The organism is Streptomyces yokosukanensis (assembly GCF_001514035.1).
In the GTDB taxonomy this organism is placed as follows: Bacteria; Actinomycetota; Actinomycetes; order Streptomycetales; family Streptomycetaceae; genus Streptomyces; species Streptomyces yokosukanensis.
In genome coordinates, this window is sequence record NZ_KQ948212.1 from 333,907 (window position 1) to 352,667 (window position 18,761).

Consider the following 18,761-nt stretch of genomic DNA (forward strand, 5'->3'; position numbering starts at 1 on the left):
ATGGCCGACGGAGATCGTCAACGGGCGGCCACCGCCGGGCATTCCCCGGTCCGGTGCCTTCTTCCGCGGACACGTCCCCGGTCGGGTCAGGTGCCGGGGGTGACCAGTGTGGTCTCGGTGCCGAGGGACGTGGCCGCCGTGTCGGCGTACAGCGAGGTCTCGCCGTCGGACCAGCGCACGACCAGGTCGTTGCCGGTGTGGTCGGAGGTGAGGTCGCCGGAGGTCATGACCTGGGCGTGCGTCCACAGGCCGTTCGGGCCCTGCACCCGCTTCCTGGTGCCGAGCCCGGCGGCCGAGGTGCCGGTGAAGGTGTCGAGGCTGCCGTCCGCCCAGCGCACCGCCAGACCCGCCGCGGTGCCGAAGGTCCCGCCGGTCAGCAGGGCGGCCTTGGTCCAGGTGCCGTTCGCCGCCAGGAGCTGCCGTCCGGAGCCGAGGCCGCCCGCGCCGACCCCCGTGTACAGGGTCAGCCGTCCGTCCGACCAGCGGACCAGCAGATCGGTGGCGCCCTTGCCGCCGTCGAACTGCCCGGACGCGAGCTGTACGGCGTTCTTCCAGGCGGAGCCGGGCGAGGCCATGCGTATCTCCCGGCCCATGCCGGAGGCGCCGACCTGCGGATACAGGGTGACCTCGCCGTCGGACCAGCGCACCAGCAGTCCCGAGCCGGAGGAGCGGGTGAAGTCGCCGCCGGTGAGCGCGCGGGCGTGCGTCCAGGTCGAGTTGGCCTTCAGCAGCCGCTTCTCCGGCTTGAACCCGCCCTTGCCGTCCCCGGGGCTGAGGGTGACCCCGCCGTCGGACCAGACGACGAGCAGATCGCCGACCTTGTCGCCGGTGTAGTCGGCGCCGGCCAGCAGGGCGGCCTTGCGCCACCGGGCGGCACCTCCCGGCAGCGGGTCCTGGAACCCCTCGTACGGCGGCAGGTCGCCGGGCGGGTCCTGGTTGGCCACCGCGTCGGCGAGGAGGTTCGCCGCGTCGTCGCCGAACGCGGGCGCGTAGCTGATGTAGTCCACGTTGGCGTCGTTGCCGCCGCCGTTGTATCCGCCGAGGTTGCCTATGACATGGCCGCCGCGCGCGTCGTCCTTGTAGTCGGTGATCCACGGGCTGCCGGACACCCCGCCGTAGTAGCCGCCGCAGGTCATCGACATCTGCCGGTAGCCGGGCAACTGCTGGGTCGGGACCGTGCACTTGACGGCGCTGCCCGCACTGTTGTGCTGGTACGAGGGGTAGCCGACCACGGAAACGTTTCTGTTCGTGTAGCCGGAGGCGCGGGTGAACGTCAGCCCGCCGCCGACCGCGTCCTGGAGGCTCTGGCCGCGCTGGTTGGCCGAGACCCTGGCGAACGTGGTGTCCAGGTCCGACACGGGCTTCTTCGAGGTGGACGACCCGTTGTCGGGCACATAGCGGGGGTCGGTGAACAGCCGCTGGACGTGGAAGATGCCGTACGGCTGCCGGTCCGGACTCGCGCCCTTCACGAACTTGGGGACGAAGACGTAGTCGCCCTTCATGTTCCGGGCGCAGTGGGCGGCGGTGAGAACGATGTTCCGCGCCTTGGTGTCGATCACACTGCCGGTGCAGTGCCAGGTGGTGCCGCCGGGTCCGTCGGATCCGAAGAACGTCCCCACGAGCCGGGTCCCCTGGAACAGGGTGCCCTGAGGCCGGCCCGCGGCGGCGAGCGGCTTCCTCGAACCGTCCGGCGCGGTGCGCACGGCGTCCAGCGGCCGTGCGCCGGCCATGCGCTGCGCGGTCCAGAACCGGGCCGCCTTCCGGGCCTCCTGCCCGGTGGACGAGTCCGGCGGGACGGGCGACCCCGCCGGCGCGGCGGGCGCCGGCGCCGCGAGTCCGACCGCCGCGCCACATGCGGCGGCCACGGTCACGGCCGCCCAACGGATTCGGTACGCCAACACACTTGCTCCCCGTGGTCAGATCATGAGGGGCGATCTTCGCACGGACCCGGTCGAACGGCCCAATACGCCGTGCTCGGCGTGCGGACGACGCACGGGGACCCGTACGCCGAGACCGTCCGGTGCGGGTTCGCCCCCGGGTGAGGGCCCGTGCGGTCCGTCGCCCCGTCACTGCCGGTACCCGCCCAGGAACCGGCCGATCCGGCCGATCGCCGCCTCCAGGTCCTGCGCGCGAGGCAGGGTGAGGATGCGGAAGTGGTCGGGGGAGGGCCAGTTGAAGCCGGTGCCCTGGACCACCTGGATCTTCTCGCGCAGGAGGAGGTCCAGGACGAACTTCTCGTCGTCGTGGATCCGGTGCACCTTCGGGTCGATGCGCGGGAACGCGTACAGCGCACCCTTGGGCTTCACGCAGGAGACGCCGGGGATCTCGTTGAGCTTCTCCCAGGCCGTGTTGCGCTGCTCGTACAGCCGGCCGCCGGGCAGCGTGAGTTCGCGGATGGACTGGCGGCCGCCGAGCGCGGCCTGGATGGCGTACTGGGCGGGGGCGTTGGCGCACAGCCGCATGGAGGCCAGCATGGTCAGGCCCTCCAGATAGTCCTTCGCGTGCTGCTTGGGGCCGGTCACGACCAGCCAGCCGGAGCGGAAGCCCGCCACCCGGTACGTCTTGGACAGGCCGCAGAAGGTGAGGACGACCAGGTCGGGGGCGAGCCCGGCGGCCGAGTGGTGGACCGCGTCGTCGTACAGGATCTGGTCGTAGATCTCGTCGGCGAACACCATCAGGCCGTGTCGGCGGGCCAGGTCGAGGATGCCCTCGACGACCTCCTTCGGGTACACCGCGCCCGTGGGGTTGTTGGGGTTGATGATGACCACGGCCTTCGTGCGGTCCGTGATCTTCGCCGCCATGTCGGCCAGGTCCGGGTTCCAGTCGGCCTGCTCGTCGCACAGGTAGTGCACCGCCTTGCCGCCGGCCAGCGTCGTCGCGGCCGTCCAGAGCGGGAAGTCCGGGGCGGGGATCAGGATCTCGTCGCCGTCCTCGACCAGTGCGGTCACGGCCATGGAGACCAGCTCCGAGACGCCGTTGCCGAGGAAGACGTCGTCCACGCCGACGTCGATGCCGAGGCTCTGGTAGCGGTGGGCGACCGCCCGGCGGGCGGAGAGGACGCCGCGCGAGTCCGTGTAGCCGTGCGCCCGCGGCAGCATCCGGATCATGTCCTGGAGGATCTCCTCCGGCGCCTCGAAGCCGAACGCCGCGGGGTTGCCGGTGTTCAGGCGCAGCACGCTGTGCCCCGCCTCCTCCAGTGCGTCGGCGCGCTCGATCACCGGGCCGCGGATCTCGTAACAGACCTCGCTGAGCTTGTTCGACTGCCGGAACTCCATTGTGCCCTCCGGGAACTCGTGTTGCTTGGTTTTACCAAGTGAGAGCTTGGAAAGTCCAACAACGCGTCTAGACTGCGTCGCATGCCACCACGCCGCAGCTACGACCAGTACTGCTCCGCAGCACGTGCCCTCGACCTCGTGGGCGACCGCTGGACCCTGCTGATCGTCCGGGAACTGATGGCCGGTCCCCGCCGGTACACGGATCTGCACGCGGACCTGCCCGGCGTGAGCACGGACGTCCTCGCCTCCCGGCTCAAGGACATGGAGCAGGGCGGCCTCACCACCCGGCGCCGGCTGCCCCCGCCGGGCGCGGCCTATGTCTACGAACTGACCCAGCGCGGCCGGGCGTTGCTGCCCGTACTGCAGGCGCTGGGCAGCTGGGGCGAGGCCGAACTGGGCGAGCGGCGGCCCACCGACGCGGTCCGCGCGCACTGGTTCGCCCTGCCGCTGCTGCGCGGCCTGCCGGGCCGGGGACTGGTCGAGGTCCGGCTGGAGGAGGGTGACTTCCATCTGTGGGTCGGTGCCGAGGACGGCCCGGTGTACGGCGACGGACCCGCGCCCGGCGAGGCCGACGCCCGCCTGACGATGGACGCGGCGACCTGCGAGGCCGTGGCCCGGGGCGAGTCGGACCTGGCGGAAGCGGTGCGGGACGGGCGGGTGACGGTGACGGGCGAGGGCGCGCCGGCCAAGGCGCTGCGGGAGGCGTGAGAAGAGCGAAGGCCCGCCGGATCGGCGGGCCTTCAGGGGTGGTGAGGGGTCGTACGGCTCACACGCCGGGCGGTACCCGGGACGGCCGCCCCGCCCCCCGCGTCAGCGCGTACCCGCCGATCCCGGCGAGAGCCGCGAGCACACCCCCGATCGCGGTCCACACCCATCGGTCGGACCACCATCCGGAGGACCAGCCGTCGTCGGAACCGAAGCTGGACAGCACGGCCTTCTTCGATCCGTCCCCGCTCTCCTCGGACTTGAGGGCGATACCGGGAACCAGCGGCTTGGCCAGCGAGCCGTCCACCGCCGCCGCGCCGCCGATGTCCTTGGAGTCGACGCGGACGTCGGCGTCCACCGGCTTGCCGAGGTCGGCCGAGCCGAGGTCCACGACCGTCAGCCGGACGTAGTACGTGCCCGGCAGCGGGTCGTTCGCCCACTGCTCCGACCAGCCGCGCACGGTGCGCAGCACACAGGCCAGGTCGACGGAGGACGCGCCCTGCTCGGCGGTGCGGGTCGCCGCCCCGTACTGGCAGGCCTGCCGGCGCCGCAGCCCGTCGTACACGTCGAGCTGCCAGGTCTGCGCCCCGTGCGTGGCCGGGAGCTTCACCGTCGCCTTGACGGTGGGGCGCTGCCCGGTGTCCGCCGGGAACGACCAGTACAGGTAGTCGCCCGCCGAGGCGGACGCGGTGGCCTGCTGCCCCTGCTGGAGCTCCGTCGCCGTACGGAAGGAGGTGCCCGCCCGGGTGGGCGCCTGGCCGTCGGCGGAGGCGCTCGGCGAGGGGGAGGAGTCGGCGGCGGCCGGTGCGGCCGCGAGCCCGAGCGCCAGCAGCGCGACGCTCAACACACGGGTGATACGCATCAGTTCGTCCTCCAGACCGCGACCCGCCAGCGCGACAGCCAGCCCCACAGCAGACCCGCCACGAAGCCGGTCAGCACCAGCGCGCCCAGCAGCCACCAGCCGCGGCCGAGCCCGAAGGCCGCCACGTCGTGGTGGCCGGACGGCCCGTCCACGACGTCGACGGTCAGCTCCAGCGGCAGACCGGGCGTGATCTTGACCCCGGAGGCTGCCGCGAAGGAGTTGGTGACCTGCAGACACACGGTCTCCGCGGGCGCGTTGTCGTCGTCGCTCGCGGCCTTCGGATAGCGCAGACCCGTCGAGATCACGTCCGTACGACCCGTGCCGGCCGCCTCGCCGCGCACGATCTCCCGGCCGTGCACGGTCACCGCCCGCAGCAGCACTCCGTAGTTCGGGCCCACGGCGCGGTCGTCGGCCACGCTCACCGAGGCGCGCAGCTCCTTGCCGGGAGCGACGTCGACCTTGTACCAGCGCTGCTGCCCGAACTCCGCACGGTCGGTGAACAGACCGGACTTCAGCGTCGGCGCCTTCTCGCACTGCGCGGCGCCCTCGGCGGCCACCGGCGTCACCACCGGATCGGCGGCCCGATCGACCAACTGCCCGACGCGGCTGCTCAGTTCTTCCTTGTGCCGCACGTCGGTGTAGGTGCCGCCGGTGGCGTCCGCGATGCAGCTGAGCTGGTCACGGGTCTTGGCGTCGGGCACCAGGCCGAGGGTGTCGATGGTCAGGCCGATGCCCTTGGCCGCTATCTCGCGGGCCACCTCGCACGGGTCGAGCGGCTGACAGGTGTCCTCGCCGTCACTGATCAGGACGATACGGCGTGTTCCCTCGCCGCCGTTCAGGTCGTCCGCCGCCTTCAGCAGCGCGGGCCCGATCGGCGTCCAGCCGGTGGGCTGCAGCGTGGCCACGGCCGTCTTCGCGTCGGTCCGGTTCAGCGGGCCGACCGGGTAGAGCTGCGCGGTGTCCTTGCAGCCCTCCTTGCGGTCGTTTCCGCGGTAGTTGGCACCCAGCGTGCGGATGCCCAGCCGGACCTCCTGCGGGGTCGCGTCCAGCACCTCGTTGAACGCCTGCTTCGCCGCGGCCATCCGGGAGTCGCCGTCGATGTCCCGGGCCCGCATCGAACCGCTGACGTCCAGCACGAGTTCGACCTTCGGGGCGGCCTGCTGTGTCTCGTCGGCGACGGCTCCGCCGGGGCACGCGATCCCGGCCGCGAGGGCGGCGAGCAGAGCGCACACTCCTGCCGCCAGCCGTTGTCTTGTGATCATCGCCGGATCCTATTGATCGGACGGGCCGGGCTCCAAAACGAGCGGGTTGGGCAGGGACATCCACTGGTCGCCCGGTGTGTGCGGCGACAGCCGCATCAGGGTCAACGCCTTCGCGGGCAGCGGGCCTTCGCGCAGCGCGCACAGGTCCGCGGTGTCCGGCAGGTCCGCCACGACGGCCGACAGGGCCGCCCCCAGCGCCGGGCCCGAACCCGCCGTACCGGCCAGGGCGCCCGCCACCAGGGAGCCGAACAGCTTGCGCCGCAGGGCCGTTTCGTCGTCGGTGACCAGCCGGCCGGTGAGCCGCGGCAGGGCGATGCCGTGCCGCGCCAGCCGGGCCGGGCTGACCCGGATATCGGCCAGATCGCGGTAGACCAGCCGCACCGGGGTGCCGTCGGCCGCCAGGATCACCAGCAGGTTCTGGCCGTGCGCCTCCAGCGCCACACCGAGGTCGAGCAGCCGCAGGCCCACGGTCAGCGCGAGCCGGGCGAACGCGGCCGGCCAGCCGGGCGTCTTCGGCAGATCCGTCGCGGCGAGCGCGGCCACCGGAACGACCCGTTCGCCCGGACCCGCGTACACCTCGGGCGACTCCCGCAGCAGCGCGGCCAGATCGGGGGAGCCGGCCGAGACCGCGCCCAGTGTGCGGGTGATGTGCAGCAGGCCGTCCGTGCGCGCCGCCACCTCCTCGGCGAGAGCGGTCAGCGGCTCGGCAGCCTGGACCGAGTACGCGGAGATGTCCCGCACGGAGGACGTCAGCCGGGCACTCAGCGCGGTCTTCACGTGCCGGCCGTCCGGCAGCGCGAGGGTGCGCAGGGACAGCAGGGGACGGGCCGGACGCCAGGGGTCGCAGGCACGCTTGAGGACGTGCGCGGCCTGCCAGGGGTGGACGGGCACCAGCAGCCGCTCGCCGTCCCGCAGCTCCGCCGGCCAGTCGCCGCTCACCAGGCACTCCCGGGCCGGCACCGGAACCGTCCCCAGCTCCACCACCGGCCGGTGCTCGGGGCCGAACGCCAGCTGCTCCGCCACCGAGAAACCGGGCCGGGAACGGCAGTTGGGGTGGAAGGGATGGCCGTCGGTCACCCGCTGCTCCCACTCCCAGTCCCTCCACCGGACTTCGGTCGGCGGGACCCCCGCCGGCCACTCCTTCGAGTGATCCGCGTCGGCCCGGGACAACGCCAACGAGGCCACGCTGTCCGCCAGTTCCGCGGCGAAGGCCTCGGCGTGCGGCACCGCCAGCGCGGCCACCAGCTCGGCCGGGTCCACCTGCCGCTCCCGGTCCAGGCGGACCCCGGTGACATACGCGCTCGTGGCGTACGGGTCCGCGGGCGGCCCGTACAGCGTCCGCCCGTCGGCGAGGCGCAGCGCGAGGCTGTGCGCGCCGTGCACCCGCCCGGTCACCCACGGCAGCGGCTCATGGGCCAACGCCCGCCACAGCCGGGTCAGCACGGCGGCACGGGCGCCCGGCAGCTCCGCGGTGTACCGGGGCAGCAGCGCGGGCCGGACGGCGGCCAGCTCCTCGGCGACCTCGGCAGCGGCGGCGGGGGGACGGTGCACGGTGGCTCCTCGGGGACGCGGGCGGCGCAGGACGATTGTCCGGGTCGAGAGACATACTGAGCGCGACGACCCTCGACGAAACGAACGGATCGCGTGGACCTCACACCCTCCACCGAAGCCGTCGGCCCCCGTGCCGACGCCTACGCGGCCGCGCCCCTGCTGAACTGTCTGCTGCGCGAGGTGGCCGAGCCGCTTCAGGCCCTCGGTGACCTGCGGGTATACCGGCTGCCGAGCGGGCGGCGCCTGCGGGTGCGCGGCGGGCGGCGCCCCGCCGACCCCGAGGTGTGCGTGGCCGGGACCTGGCACCGGGTCGGCCACACCGAGCTGGTCAAGCTGGTGGCCGAGGAACTGCGCCGGCACACCGGGCTGCCGGGCGGCGACCTGCCCGCCGAGATGGTCGACAGCCGGGACGCGGTCGCCGCGCTGCTCACCGCACGCGCCCGCGCGACCGCGCCCACGGACCCCTATCTGCGCTCCGAGCAGTCCCTGATCACCGGCCACCCCTACCACCCCGCGCCCAAGGCGCGCGGCGGCGGCCCGGTCAAGTCCTGGCTGCCGTACGCCCCCGAGGCGCACGCCCGCTTCCCGCTGGTGCTGCTCGGTGTCCGCGAGGACCAGGTGGCCGAGGAGGGCGACACCAGCGCCCTGGACGCGCTCGGTACGGCACCGCCCGGCTACCGGCTGCTGCCGGCCCACCCCTGGCAACTGGACCTGGTCGGCCGGGAGCTGGCGGAGGCCTTCGCGGACGGCCGGCTGCGCCGCCTCGGCACGACCGCGTTCGACACCTGGCCGACGGCGGCGATCCGCACGGTGTACGAGCCGGGGCGCGATCTGTTCCTGAAGTTCAGCCTGGACGTCCGTATCACCAACGACATCCGCCGGCTGTGGTCCCACGACCTGCGCCGGCTGCGCCGCACCGACACGGCCGCCGGGCAGGCCTTCGCGGGGACGGGCGCGCCCGCGGCCTGGCTGAGCGACCGCGGCTACCGCACGGCCGCCTTCGCCTTCGAGGAGCTGGCCGTCCTGGTCCGCGACGGGTTGCGCGGCCATCTGCTGCCGGGCGCCACCCCGCTGCTCGCCGCCGGCCTCGCCGAGGGCTTCGACGGCAGCCCGCCGGCCGCAACCGCCGACCCGGAGGCCTGGTGGCAGGCGTATCTGCGGCAGGTCGTCCCGCCCGCCCTGAGCGCGTTCGACGAGCACGGGGTCGTCCTGGAGGCCCATCTGCAGAACACCCTCGTCGCCGTGGACGCGTCCGGCACGCCGGTCCAGGCGCTGTTCCGGGACGCCGAGGGCGCCAAGCTGCTGCCCGACGTGACCCGGGCCGAGGGCTGGGAGCGGCTGGTGTACTGCCTGGTCGTCAACCATCTCACCGAGATCGCCGCCGCCCTGGCCGAGCGCCGCCCCGGCTTCGATCCCTGGCCCGCCGCCCGCCGTGAGCTGGCCCGGCACGACCTGCCCGAGATCCCGGCCCTGCTCACCGCGCCGACCCTGCCGGGCAAGACCAACCTGCTGCTGCGCTGGACCGGGGCGGACGGCGCGGCCGCCCGCTACCTGCCCGTGCCGAACCCCCTGGCGGGCCCCTGAGCGGTCAGGGGTCCGCCAGGTCCGGGCAAGACTCTGGGCCCTACCGCTGCGTGCCGAAGTCCTGGGTCCAGTAGCTGCCCGGCTGCGCGAGACCGACGCCGATCTCCTTGAACGAGCAGTTGAGGATGTTGGCCCGGTGCCCGGGGCTGTTCATCCAGCCCGTCATGACCTGGTCCGCGGTGGCGTAGCCGTAGGCGACGTTCTCGCCGTAGGCGCTCCACTGGTACCCGGCAGCGGTGATGCGCTCGCCCGGGGACGAGCCGTCGGATCCGGTGTGCGACATGTTCCGGTGGGACGCCATGTCCGCGCTGTGGGCCTGCGCGGCCTTGGTCAGCTCGGAGTTCAGGGTCAGGGGGCGGCACCCCACCTTGGCGCGCTCGGCGTTGACGAGCTGCAGGATGCGCGCGGTGACCCCGGACGCCGTGGCGGTGGGCTTCGGGGTGCTCGGCGCGGCGGGGGCCTTCGAGGCGGGGGCGGCGGGCTGGGGAGCGGCCGTCCGCTTGCGCTTGTGGGCCGAGGTCTTCTTCTCGGCGCTCGGGTGGGCCGTGGCCCCGGGCTTCGCCGACTCGGTGGCCCGCGGGGCCTGGTGGTCGTGATTGCGATGGTGATGCCGGTGAGCCTGGTGCTCCTGCTGCCGGGGCGTGGTCGTCGCGGCGACGTCGGCCGGGGCCGACCGGTTCGCCCCGTCGTGCGGCCAGCCGGAACAGGCGAGGGCGACGGAGGGTACGCCCACGGCGCCGATGACGGCGGCGGTGACGACTATTCGCCGGAAACGCTGCGTTTTGCGGTGCTTGGCCATGCGTGAACCTCACTCGGTGATCGCCGAGTGCTCATTCTCGGAACGGCCTCACACGCAGCGCAAAGGGGCCCACTACTATACGGCCTCGTAGATCCGAACGGCTCTTGTCAGACGGGGAGCGAGATGCCGCCTTCGCGCCCGCGATGTTTGCGAAGGTTCGACGCCATGTCAGAAGGCTGTTCCGGGCGACGAATACGGGAGGACGTCGACCGGGTCGCTCACCCTTGCTCGCTGAGCGCCACCTGCACGCGGCAAGCCGGACAAATCCCATATGTCATCGGAGTCGTATCTACTATTGCGCACGCCTAGTTGCCGAGCGGGCTGTGACGGATGTCACGTCGAGGGTCGCAACCGATCCGGCCCTCCCGGTGCCGTGCGCAGGCTGATCGATGTGTTTGCGAAGCACTCGCCGTCACGCTTCGGTAACCGTTGGTGCGGCCAGTGGTGATGGGGCTTTCATCGGGAGCCTATGAACGGGCTATGAGGTGGTCAAAAGGGCACCGTCAAAGCTGAACGAATCGCCACTTTCGGTACCTCAGGGTGGCCGAATCATTACTTGCCGATCCTCCATGGATGTGTTTTCAGGCAAGGCTTACCTAAGTAAGGTGAGCCTGCTTTGTTGATGGCGGGCGTGTGCCGTGGGGGTGGCGTCGGCGGCCGTGTGTCTCACTTCGGAGGTCTCATGTCTCGAATCGTCCTGCGGTCCGTGCGCCGGTCTGCCGTGCTGGCGACGGCGGTGTCGCTGTCGGCTCTGGCGCTGGCGGGGTGCAGCGGTTCGAACGACTCCGGGGGCGCGTCGTCGGACAAGGCGTCGGGGGGTTCGCTGAAGGGGCAGACGATCACCGTCTACAGCGGTCAGCACGAGCAGACGGTCAGCGCGCTGGTGAAGGACTTCCAGGCGCGGACCGGCATCAAGGCAAGCGTCCGCTCCGGTGACGAGGCCGAGTTGGCCAACCAGATCCTGACCGAGGGGCCGGCCTCCCCGGCGGATGTGTTCTTCGCGGAGAACCCGCCCGCGCTCACCACCCTGGAGAACAGGGGCCTGCTGGCAAAGGCCGACGCCCCCGCTCTGGCGGCGGTTCCGTCGGCGGACAGCTCGGCCAAGGGCGACTGGGTGGGCGTCTCCGCCCGCGAGGCCGCGTTCGTCTACGACACCGGCAAGCTCAGGGCGTCCCAAGTGCCGTCCGGCGTCAAGGACCTGGCCGGTCCGGCGTGGAAGGGGAAGCTGGGCATCGCGCCGAGCGAGACGGACTTCACCCCGATCGTCTCCAGGATGATCAAGGCGGAGGGCCAGGCCGGCGCGAAGAGCTGGCTGGCGGGGCTGAAGGCCAACAGCAAGGTCTACGGCAGCAACGAGGACCTGGTCGCCGCCGTGAACCGGGGCGAGGTCGACGGCGGTGTCATCGACCACTACTACTGGTACCGGCTGCGTGACGAGCAGGGCGCCGCCCACATCCACAGCGCACTGGGCTACTTCAAGCAGGGCGACCCGGGCGCGCTGGTGGACGTCTCCGGCGCGGGCGTCCTCTCCCACGGCAAGCACCAGGCGGCCGCCCAGGCGTTCCTCGCCTACCTGGCCAGCAGGCCCGCCCAGCAGATCATCGCCACCTCCGAGAGTTACGAGTACCCGCTCGCCGCCGGGGTGAAGAACACCAAGGTGAGCCGGGCGTTGACGGCCTCCGGACCGGTCACCCGGGCCGGCGACCTCGGTGACGGCAAGGACGCGCTGCAACTCCTCCAGTCCGTCGGCCTGCTGTGAGGACTCTCCGCACGGCGCCGGGCCCGCTGCCGCTGGTGGCGGGCCTGGTCGCGCTGCTCGTCGCCTCGCCGCTGGCGTTCGTCGGGCTGCAGGCCGCGCAGGCGGGCGGGGACACCGTGCACCGACTGCTGGCCCGGCCCGTGGTCGCCACTCTGCTGTGGCACACCGTCGCCCTCACCACGGTCGTCACCGCCGGCACGCTCGTGCTCGGCTTCGGCGCCGCCTACCTGGTGGAACGCACCGACCTGCCCGGTCGGCGGGCGTGGACCGTGGCGCTGGCGATGCCGCTCGCGGTACCGGAGTTCGTCCACGGCTACTCCTGGGTCTCGCTGTTCCCTCAGGTGCAGGGGTACTGGGGTGCGGTACTGGTGATGACGTCCTCGCTCTATCCGCTGGTGTTCCTGCCGGTGGCCGCCACGCTGCGGCACGCCGACGCCTCGGCCGAGGAGGTCTCACGCAGCCTGGGCCGAGGCCGGTTCGCGACCCTGTGGCGTGTCACGCTGCCGCTCACCCGCCCCGCCCTGGCGGGCGGCGCGCTGCTCGTCTCGCTCTATCTCCTGGGCGAGTACGGGGCGTTCTCGATGCTGCGCTACACCACGTTCGCCACCGCGATCTACAACGAGTACCAGACCAGCTTCGACATGGCCTCCGCCAGCCTGCTCACCCTCGCCCTGGTCGGCCTCGCCCTCCTCCTCGTCGTTCTCGACGCGCGCGCCGCTCGGCGCGGCCGGGTGGTGCGCGAGGGCACCACCGGGCGCGGCTGCACCCCGGTGGCCCTGGGCCGCTGGAAGCCGGCCGCCGCAGCCGCGTCGGCGGCGGTGGTGGCGGTGACGCTCGGGGTGCCGGTCTTCGCACTTCTCCACTGGCTGGTGCGCGGCAGCTCCACCACCCTGCCGTCCGCCTCCATCGTCACCGAGACGGCGACGACCCTGGGGTACTCCCTGACATCGGCGGCCCTCGCCACCGCCGCCGCCGTCCCGGTGGCGCTCTACTCCTGGCGCCGGCCCACCCGCCTGGCCCGCACCGTGGAACGCGCCGCCTACCTGACCAGGGCGCTGCCCGGCATCGCCGTCGCCCTGTCGGTGGTGTACTTCGCCATCCGCTACGCCCAACCCCTCTACCAGCAGCCGTCGTTGCTGGTGGCCGGGTATGTGGTGCTGTTCTTCCCGCTCGCCCTGACCTCCGTGCGGGCCTCCCTCGCGCACGTGCCGCACGGCGTCGAAGACGTCGCGCGCTCGCTGGGCGTCCGCAGGACGGTGGTCCTCGGCCGAGTCGTCCTGCCGCTGATCCTGCCCGGACTCGGCTCCGCCTTCGCGATGGTCACCCTCACCGCGAGCACCGAACTCACCGCCACGCTCCTGCTGCGCCCGACCGGCACCGAGACCCTCGCGACCCAGTTCTGGGTCTACACCACCGGCCTCTCCTACGGAGCGGCGGCGCCGTACGCCGCCGTGATGGTCGCCCTGTCCGTGCCCGCCGTCCTGATCCTCACCCGCCGCACCTTCGGCGCTCAGCCGACCGCACCCAAGGAGAACTGAGATGGCCGGCCAGCCGGGCCTGTTGATCAACCGATTGGAGGCGGCGCACGGCCGCAGCCCCGTGCTCACCGGACTCGACCTCACCGTCGAGGACGGGGCGCTCGCCTGCGTCCTGGGACCCTCCGGCTGCGGCAAAAGCACCCTGCTCCGCATCGTCGCGGGCTTCCACCCCGCGACCGGGGGCAGGGTCACCCTGCACGGCCGCACCTTGGACGACGGCCGCACCAGGGTCGCCGCCGAGCGTCGGCACATCGGGTACGTACCGCAGGACGGGGCGCTCTTCCCGCACCTGACGGTCGCCGCCAACATCGGCTTCGGCCTCCCTCGCGCCGACCGCCGCGAGCGGGTGGGGGAGATGCTCGACCTCGTCGGGCTCGACGGCCTCGCCGACCGCCACCCGCACCAGCTCTCCGGCGGCCAGCAGCAACGCGTGGCCCTCGCCCGCGCCCTCGCCCCGAGGCCCCAACTCCTTCTGCTGGACGAACCGTTCGCCGCTCTGGACGCCGCGCTGCGCACCGAACTGCGCACGGAGATCGCCGCCACCTTGCGCAGCGCGGGCGCCACGGCGATCCTGGTCACCCACGATGTGGACGAGGCATTCGCCTTCGCCGACACGATCGCCGTGATGCGGGCAGGCCGTATCGTGCAGGCCGACACCCCCGATGCTCTCTATCACCGGCCGGCCGACGAGGGCATCGCCAGAGCCCTGGGCGAGGCCAACCTGCTGCTCGCCAAAGCCACCGAGGGGTACGCCACGACCGCGTTCGGACCCCTGCCCCTCACCACCGACACCCGGTGGGACGGCGTCGTCATGCTCCGCCCCCACCAACTCCGGATGACGCCCGAACCCGGCCCGCACACCGTCCAGGCCCGGGTCACCGCACACCTGTTCCGGGGCCACGACCACCGCGTCGAGCTCGCCCCGGACCCGGGCCGGGATCTGCCCGAGCACCTGGTCGTCTACACGGACGCCGCACCGCCGGCCATCGGCACCCAGGTCCACCTCCAGGCCCAGGGCCCCGCCCACCCCCTCCGTACCGAGGACCACCCGGCGCAGACACTGACCGTTGCTCCGTAGCTTCAGCCAGTGGTAACGGCCTACGTCCGGCGCAGCGCGGCGATGCGGACGTCCAGAGCCGCGCTCTCACAGGCTCAGCGTGATCGCGGCGGCGACACCTCCGAGACCCAGGGCGAAGCCGGCTTCGAGCCAGCCGCCGGCACCCCAGCGGAAGAAGCGGTCGATGGCCAGCCGGCCCGGCCCGATCGCGGCGACGGCCAGGGCAACGACGGCGATGCAGACGCTGTACTCCACACCGCCGTCCGTGTCCCAGAATCCGTGGGCCCCGGTGACGGTCGCCATGGCGTTGATCATCACACCGATCAGGGCGGCGGCCGCGAGGGGCGTGAACAGCCCGACGGCCAGACCGAGACCGCCGAGGAACTCCGAGAGGCCGCCGATCAGCGCGAAGAACTTCCCCGGGTGGTAGCCCAGGGCGTCGAAACCCTTGCCGGTGGCCGTCAGCCCCGGCCCCCCGAACAGCCCGAAGAGCTTCTGCGAGCCGTGCCCGGCCATGAACAGGCCGAAGGCCAGCCTGATGAGCAGAAGCCCCCAGTCGCCGGCGTGCAACCCCGGCGCAGAGGCCCGTAGTGCCGCCGATGGCGTGGAGGTCGGAGGCCACCTCGCGTTGCGCTTCGTCATCTGAGTGCTCCGGTGGGTGCGAATCGCCCCTACCGATACTTCCGCAACAGTGGTGACCTCGCACATCGGACGCTCGCCTGAGCACCCTCCGCCGCGGCCAGGCTCGCCGGGCGCTTCGCCACCCGCCGGGGGTCCGCAGGGCGGCTCGTGCGCCGACATGTCCCACTTGCTCCGGGCAGCCTCAGGCCCGACGGCAGGCGCACGCTTCATCGAGCACGTTCGCCTCCGCACTCCGGCGCATGTGGCCCGGGCACTCCTCTCCGGCTGTCACGCCTGCTCACTATGCTCAGATGATGAGAGAGGTCGTTGCAACCCGCTACATCACTCCCCTGAGATCCGGTGGCTCCGTCCCCGGAGTCGTCGAGGCCGACGACCTCGGCACGTACGTCGTCAAGTTCACCGGCGCCGCACAGGGCCACAAGGCGCTGGTCGCCGAGGTGATCGTGGGGGAACTCGCCCGCGCTCTCGGCCTGCGCTTTCCCGAGCTGGTCCTCGTCCACTTCGACCCCGCGATCGCCGCCGCCGAACCGCACCAGGAGGTGCGGGCGCTGCACGGCGCGAGTGCGGGCGTGAACCTCGGCATGGACTGGCTGCCGGGCGCCCGCGACCTCACCCCGCAACTCGCGAAGACCTTCCGCGTGGACCCGTTGGAGGCCGGCCGGATCGTCTGGCTGGACGCGCTGACCGTCAACGTGGACCGTACGGTCCACAGCTCGAACCTCATGGTCTGGCCCACGCTCGGCACCGTGCCGCCGCGCCTGTGGCTCATCGACCACGGCGCCGCCCTCGTCTTCCACCACCGCTGGGACACCACGACCCCGGGCAAGAAGTACGACTTCAGGCAGCACGCCCTCGGGCACTACGGCCCCGACGTCCGTGCCGCCGACGCCGAGCTGGCGCCGCGGGTGACCGAGGAGTTGCTGCGCGGGATCGTCGCCGAGGTCCCGGACGCCTGGCTCGCCGAGGACGCCGGCTTCGCGACCCCGGACGACGTACGCGCCGCCTATGTCGACTACCTGCTGGCCCGTGCACGGCTGTCGCGCGAGTGGCTGCCCACCGACTTCCCGAGCCGTGAGCAGCTCGCGGCCGAGGACGCCCTTCGCGCGCAGCAGACCGAGGCGGGCCGCCCGGCCTGGCTCCGGCGCGTCCCCGACCTGCACGGCGAGCCGGCCGCGGAGCAGGACTGGTCGGCCCACCTGGGCTGAGAAGCGGCCGAGCGGCCCCGGGGCGATCCCGGGGCCGCTCGTTTCGTTCGTGCCGCTCGTGGTGCTCGGGGCGCCTGTGCTGCTCGTGGCCCCGAGGCTCAGCCCCTGAGCTGCTCGTACGCCGGCAGGGTGAGGAAGTCGGCGTAGTTCTCGTCCAGGGAGACCTGCAGCAGCAGGTCGTGGGCCTCCTGCCAGTGGCCGGCGGCGAAGGCCTGCTCACCGATCTCCTGGCGGATGTCGGACAGCTCCTCGGCGGCGACCTTGCGGGCCAGCTCGGGAGTGGCGGTGTCGCCGTTCTCGAACTCGACGCCCGCGTTGATCCACTGCCAGATCTGCGAGCGGGAGATCTCGGCGGTGGCCGCGTCCTCCATCAGGTTGAAGATGGCGACCGCGCCGAGCCCGCGCAGCCAGGCCTCGATGTAACGGATGCCGACCTGGACGGCGTTGACGAGACCGTTGTACGTCGGCTTGGCGGCCAGCGAGTCGATCGCGATCAGGTCGGCCGCCTCGACGTGCACGTCCTCGCGCAGCCGGTCCTTCTGGTTGGGCTTGTCGCCGAGGACCTTGTCGAAGGACTCCATGGCGATCGGCACCAGGTCGGGGTGGGCGACCCAGGAGCCGTCGAAGCCGTCGTTCGCCTCGCGGTCCTTGTCGGCGCGGACCTTCTCGAAGGCCACCTTGTTGACCTCGGCGTCCTTGCGGGACGGGATGAAGGCCGCCATGCCGCCGATCGCGTGCGCGCCCCGCTTGTGGCAGGTGCGGACGAGGAGTTCGGTGTACGCCCGCATGAACGGGGCCGTCATCGTCACCGCGTTGCGGTCCGGCAGGACGAACCTGGGGCCGCCGTCACGGAAGTTCTTGACGATGGAGAACAGGTAGTCCCAGCGCCCGGCGTTCAACCCGGCCGCGTGGTCCCGGAGTTCGTAGAGGATCTCCTCCATCTCGTACGCGGCCGTGATCGTCTCGATCAGGACGGTGGCGCGGACGGTGCCCTGCGGGATGCCGACGTAGTCCTGCGCGAACACGAACACGTCGTTCCACAGCCGGGCCTCCAGGTGCGACTCGGTCTTCGGCAGGTAGAAGTACGGGCCCTTGCCGAGGTCCAGCAGTCGCTGGGCGTTGTGGAAGAAGTACAGGCCGAAGTCGACGAAGGCGCCGGGGACCGCCTGGCCGTCGGCGTCGACGAGGTGCCGCTCGTTCAGGTGCCAGCCGCGCGGGCGCATGACGACCGTCGCCAGCTCCTCGTCGGGCCGAAGGGCGTACGACTTCCCGGACCCCGGGTCGGTGAAGTCGATGCTGCGGGTGTAGGCGTCGGCCAGGTTGATCTGGCCGAGGACCACGTTCTCCCAGGTGGGCGCGGAGGCGTCCTCGAAGTCGGCGAGCCAGACCTTCGCGCCCGAGTTGAGGGCGTTGATGGTCATCTTGCGGTCGGTGGGGCCGGTGATCTCGACGCGCCGGTCGTTCAGCGCGGCCGGGGCCGGGGCGACCTTCCAGGAGTCGTCCGCGCGGATCGCGGCGGTCTCGGGAAGGAAGTCGAGCGTGGAGGTGCGGGCGATCTCGGCGCGGCGCTCGGCCCGGCGGGCGAGGAGTTCGTCACGGCGCGGGGTGAACCGCCGGTGCAGCTCCGCCACGAAGGCGAGCGCGGCGTCCGTGAGGACCTCTTCCTGCCGGGGCAGGGGCTCGGCGTCGACGATGGCCAGCGGGGACGGCGCTGGTGCGGACATGAGCTGTCACTTCCTTCAGCGGTGGCACCGGGTGCCCAGTGGCACGAATAGGGCAAACAGCGCCAGCTGTGCGGGCAGGCGCTTCTGAACAGTGGATAGTAGTTTCCTCATCGTGGAACTTCAATGGTTTGTTGATGTCGAGATTCTCTGAGTCGAGGAAAGGTGGCGCCCAGTGCCACCCTCCTCACTCAAGGTGGCGCAGGTCGGCCTCGGTGTCGATGTCGTAGGGCTCGGCCACGTCCGCGCACTCCACGATCCGGATCCGCGCCGCGTGCTCCTTCAGATAGGCACGGGCCCCGCGATCCCCGGTGGCCGTCGCCGCGATGTCCGCCCAGTGGGCCGCGCCGAACAGCACGGGATGCCCGCGTGTGCCGTCGTAGGCGGCCGAGACCAGTGACTTCTCGTCCTCGAAGGCGCCGAGCACCCGCGCCACGGCCGCCGCCCCGATGCCGGGCTGGTCGACGAGGCTCACCAGGGCCGCGCGGGCCCCCGTGCCGTCGAGCGAGGTCAGTCCGGCCCGCAGCGAGGAGCCCATGCCCTCGGCCCAGTCGGGGTTGTCCACGAGCACGCAGCCGCTCAGGTCGGTACGCTTTCGGACGTCGTCCGCGCGCGCTCCGAGTACGACGTGGATCCGGGTGCACCCGGCCGCGCGCAGCACCCCGACCGCATGCTCGACCAGAGGGCGCCCCCGGTGCTCCAGCAGCGCCTTGGGCCGCCCGCCGAGCCGTCTGCCCCCGCCCGCGGCGAGCAGCAGCCCGGCGACCTCCTCGTGATGGTTGTCCGTCATACGTCCTGCAT

The 18,761-nt window shown here is 72.2% G+C and carries 15 protein-coding genes; 6 read left to right on the plus strand and 9 right to left on the minus strand.

Annotation, left to right across the window (positions count from 1 at the left end; genetic code table 11):
* Positions 1-86: 86 nt before the first annotated feature.
* Together AQI95_RS19305 and AQI95_RS19310 are read right to left on the minus strand one after the other, a co-directional pair.
* Positions 87-1,898 carry a trypsin-like serine protease gene (locus AQI95_RS19305; RefSeq protein WP_244188786.1) on the minus strand — a complete coding sequence of 604 codons (1,812 nt, stop codon included), beginning with the start codon at positions 1,896-1,898 and terminating at the stop codon, positions 87-89.
* A 168-nt stretch (positions 1,899-2,066) separates the two neighbouring features.
* Positions 2,067-3,275 carry a pyridoxal phosphate-dependent aminotransferase gene (locus AQI95_RS19310; protein ID WP_067124654.1) on the minus strand — a complete coding sequence of 403 codons (1,209 nt, stop codon included), beginning with the start codon at positions 3,273-3,275 and terminating at the stop codon, positions 2,067-2,069.
* An 81-nt stretch (positions 3,276-3,356) separates the two neighbouring features.
* Between AQI95_RS19310 and AQI95_RS19315 the strand changes: the two genes are divergently transcribed.
* Entirely contained in the window at positions 3,357-3,983 is a 627-nt protein-coding gene (locus tag AQI95_RS19315) for a winged helix-turn-helix transcriptional regulator (protein WP_067124657.1), read from the plus strand.
* Positions 3,984-4,041: 58 nt separating this feature from the next.
* On the opposite strand, the gene AQI95_RS19320 is transcribed toward AQI95_RS19315, so the two are convergent.
* Genes AQI95_RS19320 through AQI95_RS19330 form a run of 3 tightly spaced genes read right to left on the minus strand, consistent with a single transcriptional unit; the run spans position 4,042 to position 7,655 of the window.
* Positions 4,042-4,842 carry a hypothetical protein gene (locus tag AQI95_RS19320; protein WP_067125063.1) on the minus strand — a complete coding sequence of 267 codons (801 nt, stop codon included), beginning with the start codon at positions 4,840-4,842 and terminating at the stop codon, positions 4,042-4,044.
* A complete protein-coding gene (locus AQI95_RS19325) occupies positions 4,842-6,104 on the minus strand; it encodes a VWA domain-containing protein (protein WP_067124659.1) in 1,263 nt (420 codons plus the stop codon). Before AQI95_RS19325 ends, AQI95_RS19320 begins: the two co-directional genes overlap by 1 nt.
* Positions 6,105-6,113: 9 nt before the next feature.
* Positions 6,114-7,655, minus strand: a complete 1,542-nt coding sequence (locus tag AQI95_RS19330; protein WP_067124662.1) for an IucA/IucC family protein — start codon at positions 7,653-7,655, stop codon at positions 6,114-6,116.
* A 93-nt stretch (positions 7,656-7,748) separates the two neighbouring features.
* On the opposite strand from AQI95_RS19330, the gene AQI95_RS19335 reads away from it, so the two are divergent.
* Positions 7,749-9,239, plus strand: a complete 1,491-nt coding sequence (locus AQI95_RS19335) for an IucA/IucC family protein (protein WP_067124665.1) — start codon at positions 7,749-7,751, stop codon at positions 9,237-9,239.
* Positions 9,240-9,279: 40 nt separating this feature from the next.
* Here AQI95_RS19335 and AQI95_RS19340 read toward each other — a convergent pair whose 3' ends face one another.
* Positions 9,280-10,038 (minus strand): CAP domain-containing protein, encoded by a 759-nt coding sequence (locus tag AQI95_RS19340; RefSeq protein ID WP_067124668.1) that lies wholly within the window; start codon positions 10,036-10,038, stop codon positions 9,280-9,282.
* 682 nt (positions 10,039-10,720) lie between these two features.
* On the opposite strand from AQI95_RS19340, the gene AQI95_RS19345 reads away from it, so the two are divergent.
* The 3 genes from AQI95_RS19345 to AQI95_RS19355 are packed head-to-tail and all read left to right on the plus strand — an operon-like array spanning position 10,721 to position 14,413.
* Positions 10,721-11,797, plus strand: coding sequence for an extracellular solute-binding protein (locus AQI95_RS19345; RefSeq protein WP_159056541.1), 1,077 nt, complete (start codon positions 10,721-10,723; stop codon positions 11,795-11,797).
* Positions 11,794-13,335: an ABC transporter permease gene (locus AQI95_RS19350; protein ID WP_067124673.1), complete on the plus strand. Its 1,542-nt coding sequence runs from the start codon at positions 11,794-11,796 to the stop codon at positions 13,333-13,335. The genes AQI95_RS19345 and AQI95_RS19350 overlap by 4 nt, the downstream gene beginning before the upstream one ends.
* A 1-nt stretch (position 13,336) precedes the next feature.
* Positions 13,337-14,413 (plus strand): ABC transporter ATP-binding protein, encoded by a 1,077-nt coding sequence (locus AQI95_RS19355; RefSeq protein WP_067124676.1) that lies wholly within the window; start codon positions 13,337-13,339, stop codon positions 14,411-14,413.
* A gap of 66 nt (positions 14,414-14,479) precedes the next feature.
* Here AQI95_RS19355 and AQI95_RS19360 read toward each other — a convergent pair whose 3' ends face one another.
* Positions 14,480-15,034 carry a DoxX family protein gene (locus AQI95_RS19360; protein ID WP_079071332.1) on the minus strand — a complete coding sequence of 185 codons (555 nt, stop codon included), beginning with the start codon at positions 15,032-15,034 and terminating at the stop codon, positions 14,480-14,482.
* Between the two features lie 290 nt (positions 15,035-15,324).
* Here AQI95_RS19360 and AQI95_RS19365 point away from each other — a divergent pair, with 290 nt between their 5' ends.
* A complete protein-coding gene (locus AQI95_RS19365) occupies positions 15,325-16,239 on the plus strand; it encodes a HipA family kinase (RefSeq protein WP_067124679.1) in 915 nt (304 codons plus the stop codon).
* A gap of 98 nt (positions 16,240-16,337) precedes the next feature.
* Here the strand turns inward: AQI95_RS19365 and aceB are convergent, their stop codons facing one another.
* Both aceB and AQI95_RS19375 read right to left on the minus strand, forming a co-directional pair.
* Complete coding sequence (gene aceB / locus AQI95_RS19370; RefSeq protein WP_067124682.1) at positions 16,338-17,963, minus strand: malate synthase A; 1,626 nt, start codon at positions 17,961-17,963, stop codon at positions 16,338-16,340.
* 184 nt (positions 17,964-18,147) lie between these two features.
* Positions 18,148-18,750, minus strand: coding sequence for a nucleotidyltransferase family protein (locus AQI95_RS19375; RefSeq protein WP_067124685.1), 603 nt, complete (start codon positions 18,748-18,750; stop codon positions 18,148-18,150).
* Between the last annotated feature and the right edge of the window lie 11 nt (positions 18,751-18,761).